Genomic DNA, 20,299 nt, shown 5'->3' with positions numbered 1-20,299 from the left:
TTATTCAATAGCAATCCTTTTTTAATTGGTAAACAAGAGCGGTGCCCTGGTTTATAACTGGCTGTGTCCTCAGGGATATAAATGTTCCTGTATTGAAATGTGATATTGAAAGAGGTGGTGATGGCTCTTTGTCGTTGTTGTTGCTCACAACTGGGAATCTTGGTAATCAAAGCGCGATTGGAATGTTATCGTCAATATGGAGTGAAATATGAAGCGGGGGTATTCTTCGGATAGTCTGCCCATACTGGATTTGTCCCGATATGATGCGGGGACGATTCAAAAGACGCAATTTCTTGCCGATTTGCGCGGTGCCGCCCGGGACGTCGGTTTTTTCTATCTGACAGGTCACGGCATTTCGGCCGAACTCTTGTTACAGGTACAACATCTTTCCCACCGTTTTTTTGCCCTGCCGGAACAGGAGAAGCTGGCGGTGGCCATGGTGAATTCCCCTCATTTTCGCGGTTACAACCGGGCCGGGGCCGAACTGACCGGTGGCGCGCCGGACTGGCGCGAGCAATTCGACATTGGCGCCGAACGGGAGGCCTTGCCAGCCGCACCTGATACTCCCCTCTGGACGCGTCTGCAGGGCCCCAATCAGTGGCCCCGGTCCTTGCCGGAACTTCGGCCGACGCTGTTGCGCTGGCAGGCGGAGATGACCCTGATGGCGCGGCGCCTGGCCCGCGCCTTCTCCGAGGCCCTGGGGTTGCCGGAGTCCGCATTCGACAGCCTGTACGAGGACAAACCCAACCAGCATATCAAGCTGTGCCGCTATCCGGGGCAGGCGGGCCAGGCCCAGGGCGTGGGGGCGCACAAGGACGCGGGCTTCCTGACGTTTTTGTTGCAAGACCGCCAGCGGGGTCTGCAGGTCGAGGTGGAGCCTGGCCGGTGGATCGATGCCGTGCCGCTTGAGGGCACCCTGGTGGTCAATATCGGCGAACTGCTGGAGCTGGCCACCGATGGTTACCTGAGGGCCACCACGCACCGGGTATTGGCGCCACCCTCCGGCGAGGACCGGCTATCTGTCGCCTTCTTTCTGGGCGCCCGGCTCGATGCCGTGGTTCCCCGTTATGCGCTGCCCGCGCCATTGGCGGCACAGGCCCGGGGAGTGGCGACCGATCCCGCCAATCCCCTGTTCAGGGAGGTGGGGTTCAATTATCTCAAGGGGCGACTACGTTCCCATCCCGATGTGGCGCTGCGCCATTATCCGGAGCTGGAACATCATCTTTGATAATAGTTTTTAATATTTTTTATTTTATATCTGGAGATTGACCATGTTTAACAGCCTAATGAGTCGTGCCATCAGTGTTGCGTTGTTTTCTTCTTCCCTTTCCGTGGCGGGCGTAAGCCAGGCCGCGGAGGTATTGCGGGTGGCGGCGGATGCCGTACCCCATGCGGAAATATTGCAGTATATCCAGAAAAACGAACCGAACTTGAAATTGCGGATCATCGAAATTTCCAGTGGCGTAAATTCCAACGAGCTGCTGGCCCATGGGGATGTCGATGCCAACTACTTTCAGCACGTGCCCTATCTCAGGGCCCAGGAGCAGGCACTGGGGCGTGAGTTCGCCATTGCCGCCACTGTACATATCGAGCCTCTGGGGATCTACTCCAGCAAATACCGGCAATTGAGCGAGCTGCCGGACAAGGCCAGGGTCGCCGTTCCCAACAACGTGACCAACCTTAGCCGAGCCCTGTATCTGCTGCAAGATCAGGGCCTGATCACCCTTAAAAAGGGGTTCAATGATCCGGCGCGGGACCAGGCGACACCCAAGGACATCGCCGATAACCCCAAAAGCCTGGAGATCCTGGAAGTGGAATCGCCCTTGATCCCCCGGGCGCTGGCCGATGTGGATCTGGGGGTGATCAACGGCAACTACGCGCTCGAGGCGGGCCTGGTTCCCGCCAAGGATGCCCTGGCCCTGGAAAGCGAACAGAACAATCCTTATGCCAACATACTGGTGACCACCCCCGAACTGGCGGAGGATCCCCGCATTCGCAAGCTGGCCGATGAGTTGCAGTCGCCGGAGGTGGCGGCCTTCATCAAGGAGAAGTACGCCGGCTCGGTGATTCCGGTACGAGATGGGGACACCAATTCATGATCGTTATCGAACATCTGAACAAGGTTTATCGGCATGCCGGTAGTCATACGATGGCGTTGAAGGATGTGTCGCTGACCATTCCCACCGGTTCGGTGTTCGGCATTCTGGGGCGCAGCGGAGCCGGTAAAAGTACCCTTATCCGCTGTCTGAACCTGCTGGAGCGGCCCTCGGCGGGCCGCATCCTGCTGGACGGGCGGGATCTGACCCTGCTCGACAAACGGGAGCTGCGACTGCAACGCCAGCGCATCGGCATGATTTTCCAGCATTTCAATCTGCTGCATGCCCGCAACGTGGCCGACAACGTGGCCGTTCCGCTGGAGATCATCGGGGTGCCCAAGGCGCAGCGGCGGGCGCGGGTGGCCGAGTTGCTGGAACTGGTGGGGCTGGGCAACAAGGCGGATGCCTTTCCGTCGCAACTGTCTGGCGGGCAGAAACAGCGGGTGGGCATTGCCCGTGCCCTGGCCGCCAATCCGCGCTACTTGCTCTGCGACGAGGCGACCAGCGCCCTGGACACGGAGACGACCGCTTCCATACTGGCGTTGTTGCAGGATATCAACCGACAACTGGGACTGACCATAGTGCTGATCACCCACGAACTCGAGGTGGTAAAGGCGATCTGCGACGGGGCCGCCTTGCTGGATCAGGGGAGGGTGGTCGAAACCGGGCCGCTGGCGGAGCTGCTGACGAGAGCGGATTCCCGGCTTGGGCGGGCCTTGTTGCCTTACTGCGATCCGGGGCACAACGGAGAAGCATCGGTGGCCGAACTGACCTTCTGGGACACCACAGTGGCTTCGCCGGTACTGAGTGAGTTGCTGCGGCAGTCCGGCATCGGCGTGACGCTTCTGAGCGGCGGTGTCGAAGCCGTCGCTGGCAAGCGCATTGGACGGCTGCGGCTTGGTCTGCACAGCCCGGCGGACGGGCAAGCGCTGAGTGACTTGCTGCGGTCACTGAATGAACGTGGAATCGCCGCGGAGTGGGTATGAACACTGGCATGGATTGGTATGAACTGGCGGCGCTGGTGTTTGGCGCCACCCTGGAAACACTGTACATGGTGGCGGTGGCCGCCCTGCTGACCTTGCTGATCGGCTTGCCGCTGGGGGTCTTGCTGTTCATCACCCGGCAGGGGGGCACACTGCCCTTGCCGGGAGCTTGCTCGGTACTGGGCACTGTCGTCAATGTCGGGCGTTCATTGCCCTTTATCGTGCTGTTGATCGCCTTGATCCCCCTTACCCGCTGGATAGTGGGTACTACCCTGGGCAGCACGGCGGCCATAGTTCCCATTACCATAGGCGCCTTTCCCTTCTTTGCGCGGGTGGTGGAAGCCGCCCTGGACGAGGTGGAGAAGGGACGGATTGAAGCCATATTGGCGATGGGGGGCTCGGTACGTCACGTGGTGTTCAAGGTGCTGCTGCCCGAAGCCTTGCCCGCCTTGCTGGCCGGTCTGACGTTGACGGTGGTGATGCTGGTCGGCTTTTCATCCATGGCCGGCGTGCTCGGTGGCGGTGGCCTGGGCGATCTGGCCATCCGCTATGGCTATCAGCGGTTCAACAATGACGTGATGATGGCCACGGTAGTGGTGCTGATCCTGATAGTACAGGGCATCCAGATGGTGGGGGATCGACTGGTGCGTGCGCTGGCCCACCGGCGCTGATAACGCGACCCTGTCGGCAAGGCCCGCTCAAGGATCCTTGAGCGGGCCTTCTTTCTTGTTGCTGAAACCTGACGCCGGGGTATTAAAGCGAATCCAGCGCCTGTTGCAGATCGGCAATCAGATCGGCCGGATCTTCAACGCCGATGCTGAGCCGGACCAAGTCGTCGGTGACGCCGGCATTGGCCCGGCTGTCCGCATCCATGGCGGCATGAGTGGTACTGGCCGGATGGCAGGCCAGGCTTTCCAGATCACCCAGGCTGACGGCCTGGGTAAAGAGTGCCAGTTTGTCCAGGAAGCGGCTGGCGGTATCGAAACCACCGTTCAGCTCGATGCTGATCATGGCGCCGAAGGCACCGATGCTTTCGGCCAGCACCGAATGGCCAGGATGGCCGTGCAGGCCGGGATAAAGCACTCGGTGCACCCGAGGGTGTGCGGTTAAAAATTCGGCCACCCTGGCGGCGCCAGCCAGATGGGCGTCCATGCGCAGGGCCAGGGTGCGCAAGCCCCTCTGTAACAGATAGGCTTCCTGAGGGCCGATGGCCGCACCGAGGTGCTTCAGGCCCAGGGTGCGGATGGGTTGCATCAGCTCGCGCCGGCCGGCCACCACGCCGGCGATAATGTCGCCGTGGCCGCTCAGGTACTTGGTGCCGCTGTGCAGCACGATATCGATACCGGCCGTCAGCGGTTTGAACAGGTAGGGGCTGAGGAAGGTGTTGTCGCAGACGGTGATGGCGCCGACCCTGTCGGCGGCGGCCTTGATCTTGCGATGGTCGTTCACCTTCAGGTCGGGATTGGTCAGTGGTTCGAACAGCACCAGGCGGGTGGCCGGATCGAGGTCGGCCAGCAGGTGCCCGTCATCGCGGTAGCGGCGGACTTTTATGCCGGCACGGCTCAGGGTTTGCTGCAGAAACGCCGCCGTGCCGCCATAGACGGGATCGATGACGGCGACTTCGTCTCCGGCACTGGCCAGGGCGTAGAAAACGCTGCTGACGCCGGCCATGCCACTGGCCAGCACCAGTGCCTCGTCGGCGCCTTCCAGGCTGGCCAGTTGCCGTTCCAGGGCCGATACCGTCGGGTTCGCCATCCGGCTGTAAATGTATCCCTCCTGCTCGCCGCCGAAGCGGGCCCGGCCGGTTTCGGCGCTGCCATAGCCGAAGGTGCTGCTCAGGTATATCGGGGTATTCAGGGCGCCGGTTTCCCGGTCCGGTCCCGCGCCGCTGTGTATGAGTTGTGTCTTGAAATGCATATTTTTGGTTGTCGCCGATTCGGTGATGATAATAGGTTGTTTCAATCTGGACCTGGGCTGACCGTCGAGACAGTGCGCTCGGTACCCTGGGTCAAGCCGGCACGGCCAGATCCCGGTAATGAGCCTGGGCCACATCGGGGTGGGAGCGCAGGCGCCCTTTCAGCACGTTTTGACCCACCTGGTAGAAGAGGGGATTGAGCGGGTCGCTGGCCGGCCCTTTGGCCAGTTCCGCCAGATGTGACGGGAGCGGCAACAAGGGAACGGTCGCATCGAGCCGGGCGGCCATGAAAAAGGCGCAGGAGAGGCGTTCTATTCCCGCCGGCGGGCTGACCACCCTGTGGTAGGTGGCCCGCAAATAACCGTTGGACGCCAGTTCCAGCAGTTCGCCGATATTGACCACAAAAGAGCCGGGTAAAGGGCGGGCTGCCAGCCAACCGTCCTCGGTCAATACTTCCAGGCCGGACTGCTCGCCTTGCAATACCAGGGTGAGATAACCGGGATCCTTGTGGGCGCCGACGCCTTGCTCTTCGTCGGGCAAGCTGCGGCCCGGATAGCGGATCAGCTTCATGTGTTGGTAAGGTGCATCCTGAATCGTCTCGTCAAAGATGTGTTCCGGTTGTTGCAGCACCAGGGCGAAGGCCCGTAACAGGGTGACGGTGATATCGCTCAGTTCCTGCTGCCATTGCAGCAAAACGGGGCGCATCTGCGGGAGTTGTGCCGGCCACTGGTTGGGGCCGTGCAGGCGCCACCAGGTCGGCTGGTCCCGAGCCTGGGGCCGTACGGGCTCTTCCCGCATGATATCGAACTGTTCGCGCGAATCCGGCCGTCCCAGGGTGACTTCCCCCTGCAGGCGGGTGTAGCCACGAAAGTGCGGTGAATGACGCATTTCAACCTCCAGTTTCTGTGCCAACGGCAGGGCGAAAAAATCCGCCGCCAGCTGCATGACCTGCCGCTGCTGTTCGTTCGTTAACCCATGGCCGACCAGATAGAAAAAGCCGACATTGCGTGCCGCTTCGCCAAGGTCATCCAGAAAGGATTGCCGCCGTTCTCCGCCAGCGTGGAAATCACTCAGATCAAGTACAGGTAGTTGCAATTCTTTCATAACTCATTCCTCGTTTAAGTGAAAAGTGGCTGTATTTTATTTTCATTAATCTGCTCGGCTAACGAATTAAAAGCTAATAGATATCCATTTTTTAAGATAATGCCGCGGCTGTGCTCGTCGGTGGTGGCAATATCTGGTTTTCTTATATGTTTATCTGTTTTTTTGGGGCCAGTTTGTCATAGGGTCAGGGTGAACGCTGTCGACGGTACAATTATTTAGATATTCATATCGATAATTTATGTTTTGAAATTTTATTTGGTCATGGGATTTTAGCCGCTCAAATCCAGCCGCTATGTGGTTGAGGCGATATTTTGAGCGTCAGCTTTGGGTGCGCGGTCATTTAAAAAGGATAAACGGATGTCCGGATTAATCACGATACTTGATGGGGGAATGGGGCGCGAGTTATTGAGACGAGGCGCCCCGTTCCGACAGCCGGAATGGTCCGCCTTGGCGTTGATGGAAGCGCCCGCCGTGGTGGGCCAAGTACACGATGCCTTCATCGATGCGGGGGCCGAGGTCATCACGACCAATTCCTACGCGCTGGTCCCCTTTCATATCGGTAGCGAGACCTTCGCCAGCCGTGGCCTTGAGCTGGCCAGGCTGGCCGGCCGGTTGGCGCGTGCGAGCGCTGACAAGTCACCGGGCCCGGCGAGAGTCGCCGGCTCATTGCCACCACTCTTCGGTTCCTATCAGCCCGAACTCTTCGATGAGATCCAGGCTCCGGCCATTATTGGGCCCTTGGTGGAGGGGTTGTCACCCTATGTGGATCTGTGGCTGGCGGAGACCTTGAGTTCGGTTGCCGAGGTGAGGGTGGTCGCGGATGCCCTGCAAGGCGATGCCCGACCGCGCTGGTTTTCCTTCACGCTCGAGGAGGACGGCAGCGGGGCCGGGGGCGAGAGAAGGGTGAGGCTCCGTTCGGGCGAGTCTATCGAGCAGGCGGTGGAGGCAGCCATGGAGGCAGGGGCCAGTGCCTTGCTGTTCAACTGCAGCCAGGCCGAGGTGATGGAAGCGGCCATCGGTCGGGCTCGGGCAGTGCTCGACGCCGGAAGGCTGTCTCTGCGGCTGGGCGTATATGCAAACAGCTTCGTCCCCCAGGAGAAAGAGCAGGTGGCGAATGAAGGGCTCAGCACCCTGCGCGATGACCTGGATACAGCGGCTTATCTGGCGTTTGGCGAATCCTGGAAAAAGGCCGGGGCCGACATTATCGGCGGTTGCTGCGGCATTGGCCCTGAACATATCCAGGCGCTTGCTCGTGCTCTTGGCGGCGACCGGCCAAGCCGAAGTTCCGAGTATTGATACCTTGTTACCTTGAGAGAAGATCCCATGACCAAACTTTCCGATATCCCCAGCGACTTGTCCGTCGATGGCCATAGCCGTCGTCTCTTCCTTCAGCAAACCTCGGCGGTAACCGCCGGTGTCCTTGCCGGAATGATACTGCCGGGCAGCGTCCTGGCCAGCCTGGCCCCAAAAACGCCACAACGCGGTGGCCATCTGATACTGGGCATCGATAACGCGTCCAGCAGCGACCGTATCGATCCCGCATTTTATTTCGAACAATATATGTACCACATCGGCCGTCAGCTGTTTAACACCCTGACCGAGCTGGATGATGATGGCTCACTCAAGCCGGGGCTGGCGGTGGAATGGACTCCTCGGCAACAGGGCGCGCAGTGGCTGTTTACTCTGCGCGATGGGGTCACCTTTCACAACGGAAAGACGTTGGCGGCGGCCGATGTGGTTTATTCACTCAATCATCATCGCAAGGAAGACTCACAGTCCGCCGTGCGCGGTTACATGAGCCAGGTAACCGGCATCGAGGCCGTCGACAACAAGCAGGTAGTCATTACGCTGCATTCTCCCAACGTGGATTTTCCTTTCCTGCTGGCCGAGGTTAACTTCGCCATTACCGCCGCGGGCGAGGATTTCGACAAAGGGATCGGCACCGGGCCTTACGTGCTCGAACGTTTTGAGCCCGGCGTGAGAACCCTGACGTCTCGTAACAAGGACTACTGGAAGTCGGACCGCGCCTTCGTGGACAGTGTCGAAACCCTGGCATTCAACGACAGCGCGGCCCGGGTTGCCGCCCTGCTGAGCGGTGCCGTGCACTTTATCAATCGGGTACCTCATGGAGTGGTTTCCCGCCTGGAAACCGCAAGAAGCGTTCAGGTACATCGTAATCCAGGCAGTTTCCAGGTGACCTTCCCCGGTCTTGCGGACCGCGAGCCCTTCTCCAACCCGGATGTGCGCCTTGCGCTCAAGTATGCGCTGGATCGGGAGCAACTGCTCAAATCCCTGGTCAATGGCTATGGGGAGGTTGCAAACGACAGTCCTATTTTCCCGACCAACCGCTACTTTACCCGCGACTTGCCACAGCATGCTTATGATCCGGACAAGGCACTGTTTCACTGGAAAAAGTCCGGCCACAGTAAGGAGATCGTGCTGAGCGCGGCCGAGGGGGCCAGCTTTGACGGGGCTGTCTCCGCAGCCGAAATATACCGGCAGTCGGCCATCAAGGCGGGCATTCCATTCCGTGTCAATCGTGTCCCGGCAGACGGGTATTGGTCGGAAGTCTGGCGCAACCATGCATTCTGCGCATCCGGATGGTCGAACAGACCCACCGCCGATGCCTATTTGTCGATGGTCAATCTGTCCGACGCTCCCTGGAACGAATCCAGATGGCAAAGTTCCGCACTTGATCAACTGATCATAGCGGCACGCTCGGAGCTGGATGAAGAGCGCCGCCGGCAGATTTATCACGATATTCAGCTGCTCTACAACCAAGAAGGCAGCACGGTGGTGCCGCTCTATATCGACTCGGTGTCGGGCTCGGCCGCCAATGTCCAGGGCCACTTCAATGTGCCCGGAGAGGTGGCCACCCGAGTGGTGGAGAGACTATGGCTGGAAGCGTAGTCCGGTCTTGACGTCGCCGCCTGGCCCGACAATCCCCAGCGATTCGGGCCAGCATGCCCTCCATGAACAGGTAAGAGTCCAAAAACGTGTTTGTGATAAAACTTGTCGGCCAGCGCCTGGCGCTGAGCCTTCTTTTGTTGTTGGCCGTATCCGGTCTTATTTTCGCTGGTACTCAGCTGCTGCCCGGCGATGTGGCCCAGGCCATCCTTGGGCAGGGTGCGACGCCGGAGGCTCTGGCCAACATGCGCCGTGAACTGGGCCTCGATACACCAGCCTGGCAACGCTATCTGCAATGGCTGGGTGCCATTCTGCAGGGAGATCTCGGCACCGCCTTGTCCAACAACCGCGATATCGCCGGTTCGTTGCGGGATCGAGCGGGCAACACCCTGTTTCTGGCTTTCTGGGCCTCGGTGCTGGCCGTGCCGCTGTCCGTCATGCTCGGGCTGGTCGCGGTTCGCTATCTGAACCGTTGGCCAGACAGACTGATTTCGGGCTCGGCGCTTACGGCAATTTCGCTGCCGGAATTCTTTGTTGGGTACGTCTTGATTTACTTTTTTGCCGTCCATCTGGATTGGCTTCCCAGTGTGTCCAATATCCATGGCAACATGAGCTTGGGCGAGCGAATGAAGGCCATTGCCTTGCCGGTCATCACGCTGACCTTGATTACCCTGGCTCACATGATGCGTATGACACGGGCCGCCATTCTTAATGTGATGCAATCCGCCTATATTGAAACCGCCGAACTCAAGGGATTGCGCCGATCCCGCATCATTTACCACCATGCCTTGCCCAATGCCATCGCCCCCGTGATCAATGTGATTACCCTGAATATGGCGTTTCTGGTTGTCGGAGTGGTGGTGGTCGAAGTGATCTTTGTTTATCCGGGAATGGGACAGTATCTCATCGACCATGTTGCCAAGCGCGACCTGCCGGTAGTACAGGCGGTGGGGTTGATATTCGCCGCCGTCTATATCGGCTTGAACATGGTGGCTGACATCGTTGCCATTCTGGCCAATCCGCGACTGCGCTACCCGAAGTGAAGGGGAAGGACTGATGTTCAAGCAGATGCCGGTTTCGGCAATGGCCGGTCTGTTAATGACCTTGTTTTTTATCATCATCGCCCTGTTCGCGCCCTGGATTGCCCCCTATGGCATAGCGGAGATCGTCGGCGAGATGTGGGCGCCGCGTTCGACGGAGTTCCTGTTGGGGACCGACCACCTGGGGCGTGACTTGTGGTCGCGGCTTGTCTATGGGGCGAGAACCACCATGACGATTGCGGCGCTGTCTACCGGATTGGCCTTTGCCTTGGGGGTGACATTGGGGATCTGGGCCGCAGTAGTGGGGGGCTGGATTGAGCAACTGACATCTCGACTGGTTGATTTGGTGATGTCAGTACCGACCTTGATTCTGGCATTGGTCATCCTTTCCGTGATGCCTGGCTCCATGCTCACCTTGATCCTGATCATGGGGCTGCTCGACGCGACCCGGGTCTTTCGCATCGCACGCGCCCTGGCGGTGGATATTAATGTGCTGGATTTCGTCGAGGCGGCACGGCTGCGAGGTGAAGGCAAAGTCTGGATCATTTTCCACGAGATTTTGCCGAATGCCTTGTCACCACTCATCGCCGAACTGGGGCTGCGTTTTATCTTTGCCGTGCTCTTCCTGTCGTCCCTGTCGTTTCTCGGGCTGGGGGTCCAGCCACCGGCGGCGGATTGGGGCAGCATAGTACGCGAGAACCGCCAGGGTATCGTGTTCGGTGTACCGGCGGCCCTGATGCCGGCGGCAGCCATTGCTTTGCTGGCCATTTCCATCAATCTGGTCGCGGACTGGCTGTTGCGACGCACCACCGATCTTAAAGGAGGCCGCCATGGCTGAACCTTTGCTTGAAATCCGCCACCTCAGGATGGCGGCCACTTTCCATCCGGCGGGAGAGGCTCCCCGCGAAATTACCGTGGCCGATAACGTCAATCTGACGCTGGCGCCAGGCAAGGTGTTGGGGCTGATTGGCGAGTCAGGCGCCGGCAAGTCAAGCATCGGCTTGTCGTCGGCGGGTTATGCCCGAAAAGGGGTGCGGATCACGGCCGGCGAGGTGTTCATCAGGCAACGCGATATTCTCCGGCACGGGGGGCAGGCGTTGCGCCGGCTGCGGGGCAGGGAGGTCTGTTACGTCGCGCAGTCGGCGGCGTCCGCCTTCAATCCCGCCCGGCGGCTGATGGATCAAGTGATCGAGTCCACTCTGCAGCATGGCCTGGCCAGCCGGCCCGAAGCCATTGCCAGGGCCATAGAGTTATTCCGCCAGCTTGGGTTGCCTGATCCGGAGCATTTTGGCGAGTGCTATCCTCATCAGGTATCAGGGGGGCAACTGCAGCGAGCCATGACGGCCATGGCACTGTGTCCCAGGCCCGCGCTGATTATCTTCGATGAGCCCACTACCGCCCTGGATGTCACTACCCAGCTCGATGTGCTGGCATCCATCAAGAAGGCCATTCGTGAAACGGGAGTGAGTGCGCTCTATATCACCCATGATCTGGCGGTGGTCGCCCAGGTGGCCGATCACATCATGGTGTTGCGTCAGGGAAAAATGGTGGAATATGGCGAGACCCGCCAGATCATCGAGGCTCCCCGTGAGGAATACACGCGGGCCTTGGTCGGGAAGCGGGCCATGGCTCGCCTTGACAAGCCTGTTTGTTCATCGTCGATCCTGACGGTGGACTCTGTGGTGGCGGCCTATGCCAAGGGCACGGCGCCGACCCTGGACAAGGTCTCGCTGTCGCTGGCCCCGGGGCAGACCCTGGCCGTGGTGGGGGAGTCCGGATCCGGCAAGTCGACCCTGGCAAGGGTGATTACGGGTTTGCTTCCACCCCAGGAAGGAAGGGTCTATTTTGACGGCCATCTTTTGGCCCCGACGGTGAAAGGACGAAGCAAGCAAAGCCTGCGTCAGCTGCAGATGATTTATCAGATGGCCGACACCGCGATGAATCCGCGCCATACGGTGGGCACCATTATCGGTCGACCGCTGAGTTTCTATTTCGGACTGCAGGGCAAGGCAAGGCGGGAGCGGACATTGGAATTGCTGGATGCCATCGAGCTTGAGCCTGACTATATTGACCGTTACCCTGACGAACTCTCCGGTGGTCAGAAACAGAGAGTATGTATTGCCCGTGCCTTGGCGGCGGAGCCTAGCGTGATTATTTGCGATGAAATCACCAGCGCCCTGGATCCCCTGGTTGCCGACGGTATCCTGCAATTGCTGCTCCGGTTGCAAAAGCGGAAGCAGGTCGCCTATCTATTCATTACTCATGACCTGATGACGGTAAGGGCCATCGCCGACGTTATTTCGGTCATGCATCAAGGCCGGGTGGTACGCCACGGGCGCCATGAAGAGGTGTTGACCCCTCCTTTTGATGACTATACCCGCAAGCTATTGGCGTCGGTACCGCAGATGCGGCTCGGCTGGCTTGAGGAGGCGCTGGCGATGAAGTCAGACTCTTGCGATAACCTCAGAAATTGAAAATATCAATTTGTTGATAACTTATCCATGAGAAGTTTTTTGTTCTTTGGATGTTTTCTTGGGAATTATTATTGTTCTTTCTTATATGTAATTCAGCTTTCTGGTTTAAAGTAAATGAATAATTCTTGCTTTTTATTTGGCTGCTTACGGTATTAGTCTAGGTCTGGAGTGATCGGTCATTGGGCGTGGTTCTCCATGTCCGGTTATTCACTCTAATTACATTAACCAATATTTTGGCCGGGAGGGGAAATGACGCTTTCACGTCGTGCGTTATTGAAAAATATATCGGCAATGACATTGATGCTGGGGGTACCCGCCTGGGCGGTGTCCGATGTCGTGGCCAGTCTGGCGGAAACGGACGATGGCGATAGTCACTCTCTTGGGGACAAGATCCTCAACCTGGTGATCAACCCGGAGCCACCGACCCTGGTTTCTTTCGCCAATACCAGCGGCACCAGCGTGGTGACCAGCAGCAAGGTGCTGGAGGGGCTGCTGCACTATGATGCCGCGCTGCAGCCCAGGCCCCAGCTGGCTACATCCTGGACGATCTCGGAGGATGGCCTGAGTTACCGCTTCCAACTGCGTGAAGGCGTGCGTTGGCACGATGGCGCACCGTTCACCGCCGATGACGTGGTGTTTTCCATCAACACCGTCAAGCGTTACCATCCCCGTGGCAGCGCCACCTTTGCCCATGTCATCGGGGTCGAGGCCGAAGGCCGCCATGGCGTCGTTATCCGTCTGGCCAAGCCTGCTCCCTATCTGATTCTGGCCTTTGCCGGTGGCGAAACCCCCATGCTGCCTTCCCACCTGTACCGGGACGGCGATTTGCTCACTCACTCCCTCAACCATGCGCCCGTGGGCACGGGACCCTTTATATTCAAGCATTGGGAACGGGGCAGCCATATCCTCTACGAGCGCAACCCCCATTACTGGGGAGAGGAGCTGCCCCATATCGACCGGCTGGTTTTCCGGATTGTCCCGGATGTGGCGGCACGGATGAATGCCTTCCAGAGTGGCGAACTCGATCTGGGGCCGGGCAACCCCATACCATTGAGCGAAATTCAGCACCTGCATAGGTATCCTCACCTGGCGGTCACGACCGAAGGGTATCAGGACAACCCTGTGGTGAGCATGCTGGAGTTCAACCTCGATCATCCGATCCTCGCCAACCTCAAGGTGCGCCAGGCCATCGCCCATGCCATCGACAGGGAGGTCATCAAGCGAGTGGTGCATTACGGTTATGCCGATGTATCCGTGGGGCCCATCGCGGCGACGAGCTTTCCCCGCTACCGCCATGAGGGAAAGGATCCCTATCCCCATGATCCTGAACGGGCCAACCAGTTGCTGGATGAAGCCGGTCATGTCGCCAAGGGCGGCAAGCGCTTCTCCCTGACCCTGGATTTCAACCCTTTTGACGACAGTTTCCAGCGGACCGCGGTGTATCTGCGCAGCGCCCTCTCCCGGCTGGGGATAGGGGTGGAACTGCGGGCCCAGGATCCCGCCAGCTATATCCGCCGGGTGTATGCCGAACGGGATTTCGACTTCACCGTCAGCGGGGTGAGCACCATGTTCGATCCTACCGTGGGCCTGCAGCGTATTTACTGGTCGAAAAGTTTTCAGCCTGGTGTCCCCTTCTCGAACGCCAACCATTACCGGAATCCACGGGTGGATGAACTGCTCGAAGCGGCGGCGGTGGAAACCGACGATGAACGCAGGGCAGGGCAGTTCAAGGCGTTCCAGGACATCGTCGTTCGGGACATTCCTTCCATCGCCCTGGTCGTGCTGCACCAGACGACGGTTTATCACACCCGGGTCCATGGCTTCAACGACAGCGCCAGCGGTGTCAGGCATACCCTGGCCAATGTGGATCTAGCGCCGTCAGGGCGGCAGCGGGAGAGCGGGGCATGAGCCAGGGTGTCTTCCCATCGCTGCGACGCCGGCTGCTGCATATGGCACCGACGGTGTTCGGCATCCTGGTGCTGAATTTCCTGCTGTTGCAGAGCGTGCCGGGGGATGTGGTGGACGTGCTTGCCGCCGAATCCGGCGGGGCCAGTGCCGAGAGCATGGCGCTGTTGCGGGAACAGCTCGGGCTGACGGCGAGCTGGTGGCAGCAATTTGGCGGCTACCTGGCCGACCTGGCCCGGTTCGACCTGGGCATGTCCCTGCGTTTTAACATGCCGGTGCTTGAGCTGATCCTGAGCCGCCTGCCCAACACCCTGTTGCTGGTAGGCGGTGGCTTGCTGCTGGCGCTGGCGCTAGGCCTGGCCATGGGGGTGGCAATGGCGGTGTGGGCGGGACGCTGGCCGGAACGGGTGCTTTCCCTGCTCAATCTGCTGTTGTATTCGATGCCCGGATTCTGGTTCGGCCTTATGGTCATACTGGTGTTCTCGGTCACGCTCGGCTGGCTGCCCGCCAATGGCCACGCCACCATCGGACAATCACTCAGCGGGGGCGACTGGCTTTGGGATCGCCTGCGTCATGCGGTGCTGCCCATCGTCACCCTTGCCACCTTTTTTATCGCGGTGTACGCCCGCCTCATCCGGGCCGCCATGCTTGATCTGGCGGGGCAGGACTTCATCCGTACCGCCCGGGCCAAGGGGTTGTCGCCCGCCCGCATCTTGCTGCGCCACCATTTGCGCAATGCCCTGTTGCCGGTGACCACCATGGCGGGCATGCACTTCGCCGCCCTGTTCGGCGGCGCCGCGGTGACGGAAAGTGTCTTCGGCTGGCCGGGAATAGGGCGGCTGACGCTGGAAGCGGTGCTGGCGCGGGACTTCAACCTGCTGCTGGGGATCCTGCTGCTGTCGTCACTGCTGGTGGTGGTGATCAATGCCCTGGTCGACGCCCTGCAGCTCTGGCTCGATCCGCGCATGCGTGATCACTGACCCATACAACCAAAGAAGGAGACGCCGATGAACGAAAAGAGCCTGCTGTCTTCCATCACGGACCATGCCGGTGGGTACAGTGACCGGCCTTGGACTGTCCTGCGGGGGAGGTGGAAAGGGGATCCGATGCTGCTGCTGGGGCTGTCGCTGTTGCTGATGGTGTCGGCATTGGCCTGGGCCGCCCCCTTTCTCTACCCCGTCGATCCCCTGGCCATGGTCGGCATGCCGCTGCTGTGGCCCGGGGAAGATCCCCTGTTTCCCCTGGGCACCGACTCTCTCGGCCGGGACCTGGCCGCGGCCATGGCGCACGGCGCCCGAACTTCTTTGGTCATCGGCCTGGGGGCGGCGGGCCTGAGCCTGGTGATCGGTATCCTGATTGGCGCCCTGGGAGGCTATTTCGGTGGGTGGCTGGATATGGTGCTGCTCAGGCTGACCGAGCTGTTCCAGACCATGCCCGCTTTTTTGCTGGTCGTGGTGATGCTGGCCATCGGCGAGGCGACGCTGGGCATGATCCATCTGGCCATAGGACTGGCCTCCTGGCCCGAGGTGGCGCGCCTGGCTCGCAGCGAGTTTCGCCGGCTGCAAGGGGCCGACTTCGTGCTGGCCGCCAGGGGAATGGGTTTTTCCCACTGGCACATCATGACCAGGGAGATATTGCCGAATGCCTTGCCCCCCTTGATCGTCACCGGCTCGGTACTGGTCGCCGGCGCCATCCTGACCGAATCCGGGCTGTCCTTTCTGGGACTGAGCGATCCCAATGTGGTGAGCTGGGGAAGCATGATAGGCGCCAGCAGGGAGCAGCTTGGGTCGGCCTGGTTTCTGACGGTACTGCCGGGGTCGGCCATCATCCTGCTGGTGCTGGCATTCAACCTGCTCGGCGACGGTATTAACGACCTGTTGAATCCAAGAACGAGGAGCGCGGCATGAGCACCGCAATACTAGAAACTCGCCAACTGAGCGTGGATTATGGGGGAAGTAAGGTGGTTCGGGAGCTCGATCTGGCCCTGCATCAGGGCGAGACCCTGGCGCTGGTCGGCGAATCGGGGTGCGGCAAATCCACCACGGCGTTGGCGCTGATGGGGTTATTGCCCGCCGGTACCCGGGTCGAGGGGGAGGTGTTGCTCGAGGGGCAATCGCTGCTGCCGCTGAAGACGCGGGAATGGCGGCAACTGCAGGGCAATCGGCTGGCCATGATTTTTCAGGAGCCGCTGTCCAGCCTCAATCCCGTGTTGACGATTGGCGAGCAATTGATGGAAGTATTGTACCGGCACCGCCGATTGCGCCGGCGAGAAGGCCGGCAGGAAGTGCTGAAACTGCTGGAGATGGTTCATCTGCCCGGGGAGGGCGAGCTGTTGCGCCACTATCCCCATCAGCTGTCGGGGGGGCAGCGGCAGCGGGTCATGATCGCCATGGCCGTGGCCTGTCGGCCCCGGGTACTGATTGCCGATGAGCCGACCACGGCGCTGGATGTCACTACTCAGGCCGGGATCCTCGATTTGCTGGACGAGTTGCGCCGGCAACTGGGCATGGGGGTGCTGCTGATCACCCATGATCTGGGGGTGGTCAGCGAGCGGGCCGACAGGGTCATGGTAATGCATGCTGGCCGAGTGCTGGAGCAGCGGAGTCGACGGTGCCTGTTTGAACGGCCACGCCATCCCTACAGCCAGGGGCTGATCGCCGCTTCCCTGGGATGGCATAACCCCAGCCATTACCGCCGGCAGCGACTGGCCGAGATCCGGGTCACGCAGCATGAGGGCGAAACTGACCATCGCTTTGAACTGAGTCCGACCCGGCCCGTCGAATTCAACCGGGAGCCGGTGATCCGACAGGCTCCCCTCGTCGCCGTCGAGTCGCTGGTCAAGCATTACCCTCAGGGCACAGGCCAGTTGCGGGTGCTGGATGACATCAGCCTGCAGATCCAGCCGGGCGAGACGCTGGGGCTGGTGGGGGAGTCGGGCTGTGGCAAATCCACTCTGGGCAAGTGCCTGCTGCGGCTGATGGCGGTGGATCAGGGCCGTATTCACTTCGACGGCGAAGACATCACGCGATGTACCGAGCATCAGTTGCGGCCTTTCCGGCGGCGTGCCCAGATGGTGTTTCAAGATCCGTACGGTGCCTTGAACCCCCGGCACCGCATAGGGGATGCGTTCGACGCGGTGCAACGCCTGCTGAGCGGGGAAAACTTCCGGCAACGCCAGCAAAGGGCACGCAAGATACTGTCCGATGTTGGCCTGTCGGCCCGTAGCCTGGGCCGCTATCCCCACGAATTTTCCGGTGGTCAGCGCCAGCGTATCGTGATCGCCCGGGCCCTGCTCGGACAGCCGGATCTGCTGGTCTGCGACGAAGCCGTCTCGGCCCTGGACGTGTCGGTGCAGGCTCAAATCCTCAATCTGTTGGTAGAGCTCAAGGCCGAGTACAACCTTTCTTATCTGTTTATCTCCCATGATCTGGCCGTGGTGCGCTATATCGCCGACCGCGTGCTGGTCATGGCGCGTGGCCGTATTGTTGAGCAGGGCGACCATGAACAGATTTGGACCCAGCCTCGCCATCCCTATACCCGCAAGCTATTGGCGGCGATTCCCCGCGCCAAGAGTGGTTGATATCCCTACTCATTTCAAACAAGGCTCATCACGATGACACTGGACGATTTGGAACAACGCCTACGACAGGATCTGGAATGGCTGGACTGGCCGACGACCAACTGGGTACCGCCCCGGGAACATCAAGGCCAGGCGGTGCTCGATGTGGCCATCATCGGGGGCGGCATGGCCGGCCTGGCGGCCAGCGCCGCCTTGCGGCAACTGGGCATAGGCAATGTCAGGGTGTTCGAACAGGCTCCGCCTGGCCAGGCGGGGCCCTGGACGACCTTCGCCCGCATGGAAACCCTGCGTTCGCCCAAACATCTGGTCGGCCCCGCGCTCGGCTTGCCGTCCCTCACCTTCCGTGCCTGGTACCAGGCGCGCTTCGGTGAGGCAGCCTGGCGGCAACTGGACAAGATCCCTCGCCTGGTATGGGGCGACTATCTTGAGTGGTTTCGCCGAGTCCTGGCCTTGCCGGTACAGCATGAATCCCGGTTACTGACGGTGCAGCCCGAAGCCGGGGAGCTGTTGACGCTGGTGGTGCAACAGAATGGCGAGCGGCGACGCTACTTTGCCCGGCATCTGGTGTTGGCCACGGGCATGCTGGGCGCGGGGGCCGTGCAAATACCCGATATTGCCTGGGAATTGCCACGCACCCACTGGCAGCACAGTACCGAGGCCATCGACTTTTCCGCACTGAAAGGCCGGCGGGTGGGCGTGGTGGGCGGCGGAGATTCGGCCATGGACAACGCGGCCATGGCGCTGGAAGCGGGGGCGGCGCGGGTCGACATCTTTATCAGGGAAAGCGAGTTCGCACGCATCAACTACTGGAAGGCGATGGCTCACGAGGGCAGCTATTACGGCTTCCAGGCACTCGGGCCGGAGCAGAAGGGGCAACTGCTGGAATTTATCCGGCAACGACGCGTACCGCCGCCCCGGCACAGCTTGTTGAGAATACGCCGCCAGCCGGGTGGACATTTCCATTTCGGCAGCCCGGTGACCGGCCTGAGGCCCGACGACGACGGCATCCGGCTCACGACGCCAGGTGGCACCTTTTCCCTGGACTTCCTGATCTTCGCGACCGGCTTTCGCCTGGATCTGCAGGACAGGCCCGAGTTGTCGGCGCTGCTGCCTTATGTTCGTTGGTTAACCGGGGTGGAGCAACATTCACCGCAGGGCTATCCGGATCTGAACGACGACTTTTCATTCAGGGAGCGCTCGCCCGGTGCATGTCCTGCCCTGGAGCGGGTTCATTGTTTCAATACCGCCGCCACCTTCAGCATGGGCAAGATCAGCAGTGATATCCCGGGTATCGGCAGTGGCGCCAGGCAGTTGGCCCAAGGAATAACACGGAGTTTGTACCGTCGGGATTTCGAACGACACCAGGCGCTGTTGCGAGCCTTTGCCGATGCCGAATTACTGGGCGACGAGCTTGCCTGAGCTTACACCGGCCGGTCGCCCAGTATGGTGGCCCTGTGCATGATACGACGCTGGGGACGGTAGTCGTCCACCGCGTAGTGCTGGGTGACGCGGTTGTCCCAGAACACCAGATCGTCCGGTTGCCAGTGCCAGCGCACGGTGTATTCCGGCTTGGTGGCGTGGGCGAACAGAAAGGCCAGCAAGGACTGGCTTTCTGCTTCCTCCAGCTCGTTGATGCGGGTGGTGAAGCCCTCGTTGACGAACAGCGCCTTGCGCCCGGTCCGGGGGTGGGTGCGGATCACCGGGTGGGACAGGGGGGGATGATCGCGCCGGGCCCGTTGCCAGCGCTCCTCTGCCTCCGGGCCCTGCCCGTAGCGGCTCTGCGGGAAGGACTTGGTGAAATCGTGGGTGGCGGTCAGGCCGTCGAGCAGGTGCTGCAGGGGAGCCGACAATGCCTCGAAGGCCGCGTAGCCGCTGGCCCACAGGGTATCGCCGCCATGGGACGGCACCTGCTTGGCGGCCAGCAGGGCACCCATGGCGGGGGTGGGCAAAAAGGTCACGTCCGTGTGCCAGATGGCGTTGTCACGCACATCGGTCACTGCCGTGTCCAGTACCAGGATTTCGGGCTGCTCCTCGACCCGGGGATAGATGGGGTGAATGTGGAGATCGCCGAAGCGGGCGGCCAGGCTGGCCTGCTGGGAGGGAGACAGGGGCTGGTTGCGGAAAAACAGCACCTGGTGTTCGAGCAGGGCCTGTTCGAGGGCGTTGAACTCGTCGTGGTCGAGGGGGCGGCTCAGATCGATGCCGTCGACACGGGCGCCGAGGGCCGGGCTCAGGGGATGAAGGGTCAGGCTCATGATGAGTTATCTCTCAATGGGTAGTCAAGGCCGGCTCGGG

17 protein-coding genes are annotated in these 20,299 nt (G+C 60.6%); 14 read left to right on the top strand and 3 right to left on the bottom strand.

Features of this window, described 5'->3' with window-relative positions:
- Window positions 1-208: 208 nt before the first annotated feature.
- The 4 genes from JKV55_RS03135 to JKV55_RS03120 are packed head-to-tail and all read left to right on the top strand — an operon-like array spanning window position 209 to window position 3,750.
- Window positions 209-1,228, top strand: a complete 1,020-nt coding sequence (locus tag JKV55_RS03135; protein ID WP_202082292.1) for an isopenicillin N synthase family dioxygenase — start codon at window positions 209-211, stop codon at window positions 1,226-1,228.
- A 43-nt stretch (window positions 1,229-1,271) separates the two neighbouring features.
- Complete coding sequence (locus JKV55_RS03130; protein ID WP_237332633.1) at window positions 1,272-2,099, top strand: MetQ/NlpA family ABC transporter substrate-binding protein; 828 nt, start codon at window positions 1,272-1,274, stop codon at window positions 2,097-2,099.
- Between the two features lie 50 nt (window positions 2,100-2,149).
- Window positions 2,150-3,082, top strand: coding sequence for a methionine ABC transporter ATP-binding protein (locus tag JKV55_RS03125; protein ID WP_237332632.1), 933 nt, complete (start codon window positions 2,150-2,152; stop codon window positions 3,080-3,082).
- Window positions 3,079-3,750, top strand: coding sequence for a methionine ABC transporter permease (locus JKV55_RS03120; RefSeq protein ID WP_237332631.1), 672 nt, complete (start codon window positions 3,079-3,081; stop codon window positions 3,748-3,750). The genes JKV55_RS03125 and JKV55_RS03120 overlap by 4 nt, the downstream gene beginning before the upstream one ends.
- 82 nt (window positions 3,751-3,832) lie before the next feature.
- Here the strand turns inward: JKV55_RS03120 and JKV55_RS03115 are convergent, their stop codons facing one another.
- Together JKV55_RS03115 and JKV55_RS03110 are read right to left on the bottom strand one after the other, a co-directional pair.
- Window positions 3,833-4,996 carry a trans-sulfuration enzyme family protein gene (locus JKV55_RS03115; protein ID WP_202082290.1) on the bottom strand — a complete coding sequence of 388 codons (1,164 nt, stop codon included), beginning with the start codon at window positions 4,994-4,996 and terminating at the stop codon, window positions 3,833-3,835.
- Between the two features lie 91 nt (window positions 4,997-5,087).
- Window positions 5,088-6,098, bottom strand: coding sequence for an isopenicillin N synthase family dioxygenase (locus JKV55_RS03110; RefSeq protein WP_202082289.1), 1,011 nt, complete (start codon window positions 6,096-6,098; stop codon window positions 5,088-5,090).
- Window positions 6,099-6,455: 357 nt separating this feature from the next.
- Between JKV55_RS03110 and JKV55_RS03105 the strand changes: the two genes are divergently transcribed.
- The 10 genes from JKV55_RS03105 to JKV55_RS03060 all read left to right on the top strand — a co-directional run bounded on the left by JKV55_RS03105 (window position 6,456) and on the right by JKV55_RS03060 (window position 19,423).
- On the top strand, window positions 6,456-7,394 hold the full coding sequence (locus JKV55_RS03105; RefSeq protein WP_202082288.1) for a homocysteine S-methyltransferase family protein: 939 nt from the start codon (window positions 6,456-6,458) through the stop codon (window positions 7,392-7,394).
- Between the two features lie 27 nt (window positions 7,395-7,421).
- Entirely contained in the window at window positions 7,422-9,008 is a 1,587-nt protein-coding gene (locus tag JKV55_RS03100) for an ABC transporter substrate-binding protein (RefSeq protein WP_202082287.1), read from the top strand.
- Window positions 9,009-9,100: 92 nt separating this feature from the next.
- Entirely contained in the window at window positions 9,101-10,048 is a 948-nt protein-coding gene (locus JKV55_RS20200) for an ABC transporter permease (RefSeq protein WP_202082286.1), read from the top strand.
- A gap of 13 nt (window positions 10,049-10,061) precedes the next feature.
- Window positions 10,062-10,883 carry an ABC transporter permease gene (locus JKV55_RS03090; protein ID WP_202082368.1) on the top strand — a complete coding sequence of 274 codons (822 nt, stop codon included), beginning with the start codon at window positions 10,062-10,064 and terminating at the stop codon, window positions 10,881-10,883.
- Complete coding sequence (locus tag JKV55_RS03085; protein ID WP_202082285.1) at window positions 10,876-12,519, top strand: ABC transporter ATP-binding protein; 1,644 nt, start codon at window positions 10,876-10,878, stop codon at window positions 12,517-12,519. Before JKV55_RS03090 ends, JKV55_RS03085 begins: the two co-directional genes overlap by 8 nt.
- A gap of 291 nt (window positions 12,520-12,810) precedes the next feature.
- Window positions 12,811-14,427, top strand: coding sequence for an ABC transporter substrate-binding protein (locus tag JKV55_RS03080; RefSeq protein ID WP_202082284.1), 1,617 nt, complete (start codon window positions 12,811-12,813; stop codon window positions 14,425-14,427).
- On the top strand, window positions 14,424-15,404 hold the full coding sequence (locus JKV55_RS03075) for an ABC transporter permease (protein ID WP_202082283.1): 981 nt from the start codon (window positions 14,424-14,426) through the stop codon (window positions 15,402-15,404). Before JKV55_RS03080 ends, JKV55_RS03075 begins: the two co-directional genes overlap by 4 nt.
- 27 nt (window positions 15,405-15,431) lie before the next feature.
- Complete coding sequence (locus tag JKV55_RS03070; RefSeq protein ID WP_202082282.1) at window positions 15,432-16,331, top strand: ABC transporter permease; 900 nt, start codon at window positions 15,432-15,434, stop codon at window positions 16,329-16,331.
- Complete coding sequence (locus tag JKV55_RS03065) at window positions 16,328-18,004, top strand: dipeptide ABC transporter ATP-binding protein (RefSeq protein WP_202082281.1); 1,677 nt, start codon at window positions 16,328-16,330, stop codon at window positions 18,002-18,004. Before JKV55_RS03070 ends, JKV55_RS03065 begins: the two co-directional genes overlap by 4 nt.
- A gap of 33 nt (window positions 18,005-18,037) precedes the next feature.
- Window positions 18,038-19,423 (top strand): flavin-containing monooxygenase, encoded by a 1,386-nt coding sequence (locus JKV55_RS03060; protein WP_202082280.1) that lies wholly within the window; start codon window positions 18,038-18,040, stop codon window positions 19,421-19,423.
- Window positions 19,424-19,425: 2 nt separating this feature from the next.
- Here JKV55_RS03060 and tauD read toward each other — a convergent pair whose 3' ends face one another.
- Window positions 19,426-20,259 carry a taurine dioxygenase gene (gene tauD / locus JKV55_RS03055; protein WP_202082279.1) on the bottom strand — a complete coding sequence of 278 codons (834 nt, stop codon included), beginning with the start codon at window positions 20,257-20,259 and terminating at the stop codon, window positions 19,426-19,428.
- Window positions 20,260-20,299 lie beyond the last annotated feature (40 nt).

The sequence above is a fragment of the Zobellella iuensis genome (assembly GCF_016746085.1).
GTDB classification, from domain to species: Bacteria; Pseudomonadota; Gammaproteobacteria; order Enterobacterales; family Aeromonadaceae; genus Oceanimonas; species Oceanimonas iuensis.
This window is presented reverse-complemented; position numbering and strand designations above follow the sequence as displayed.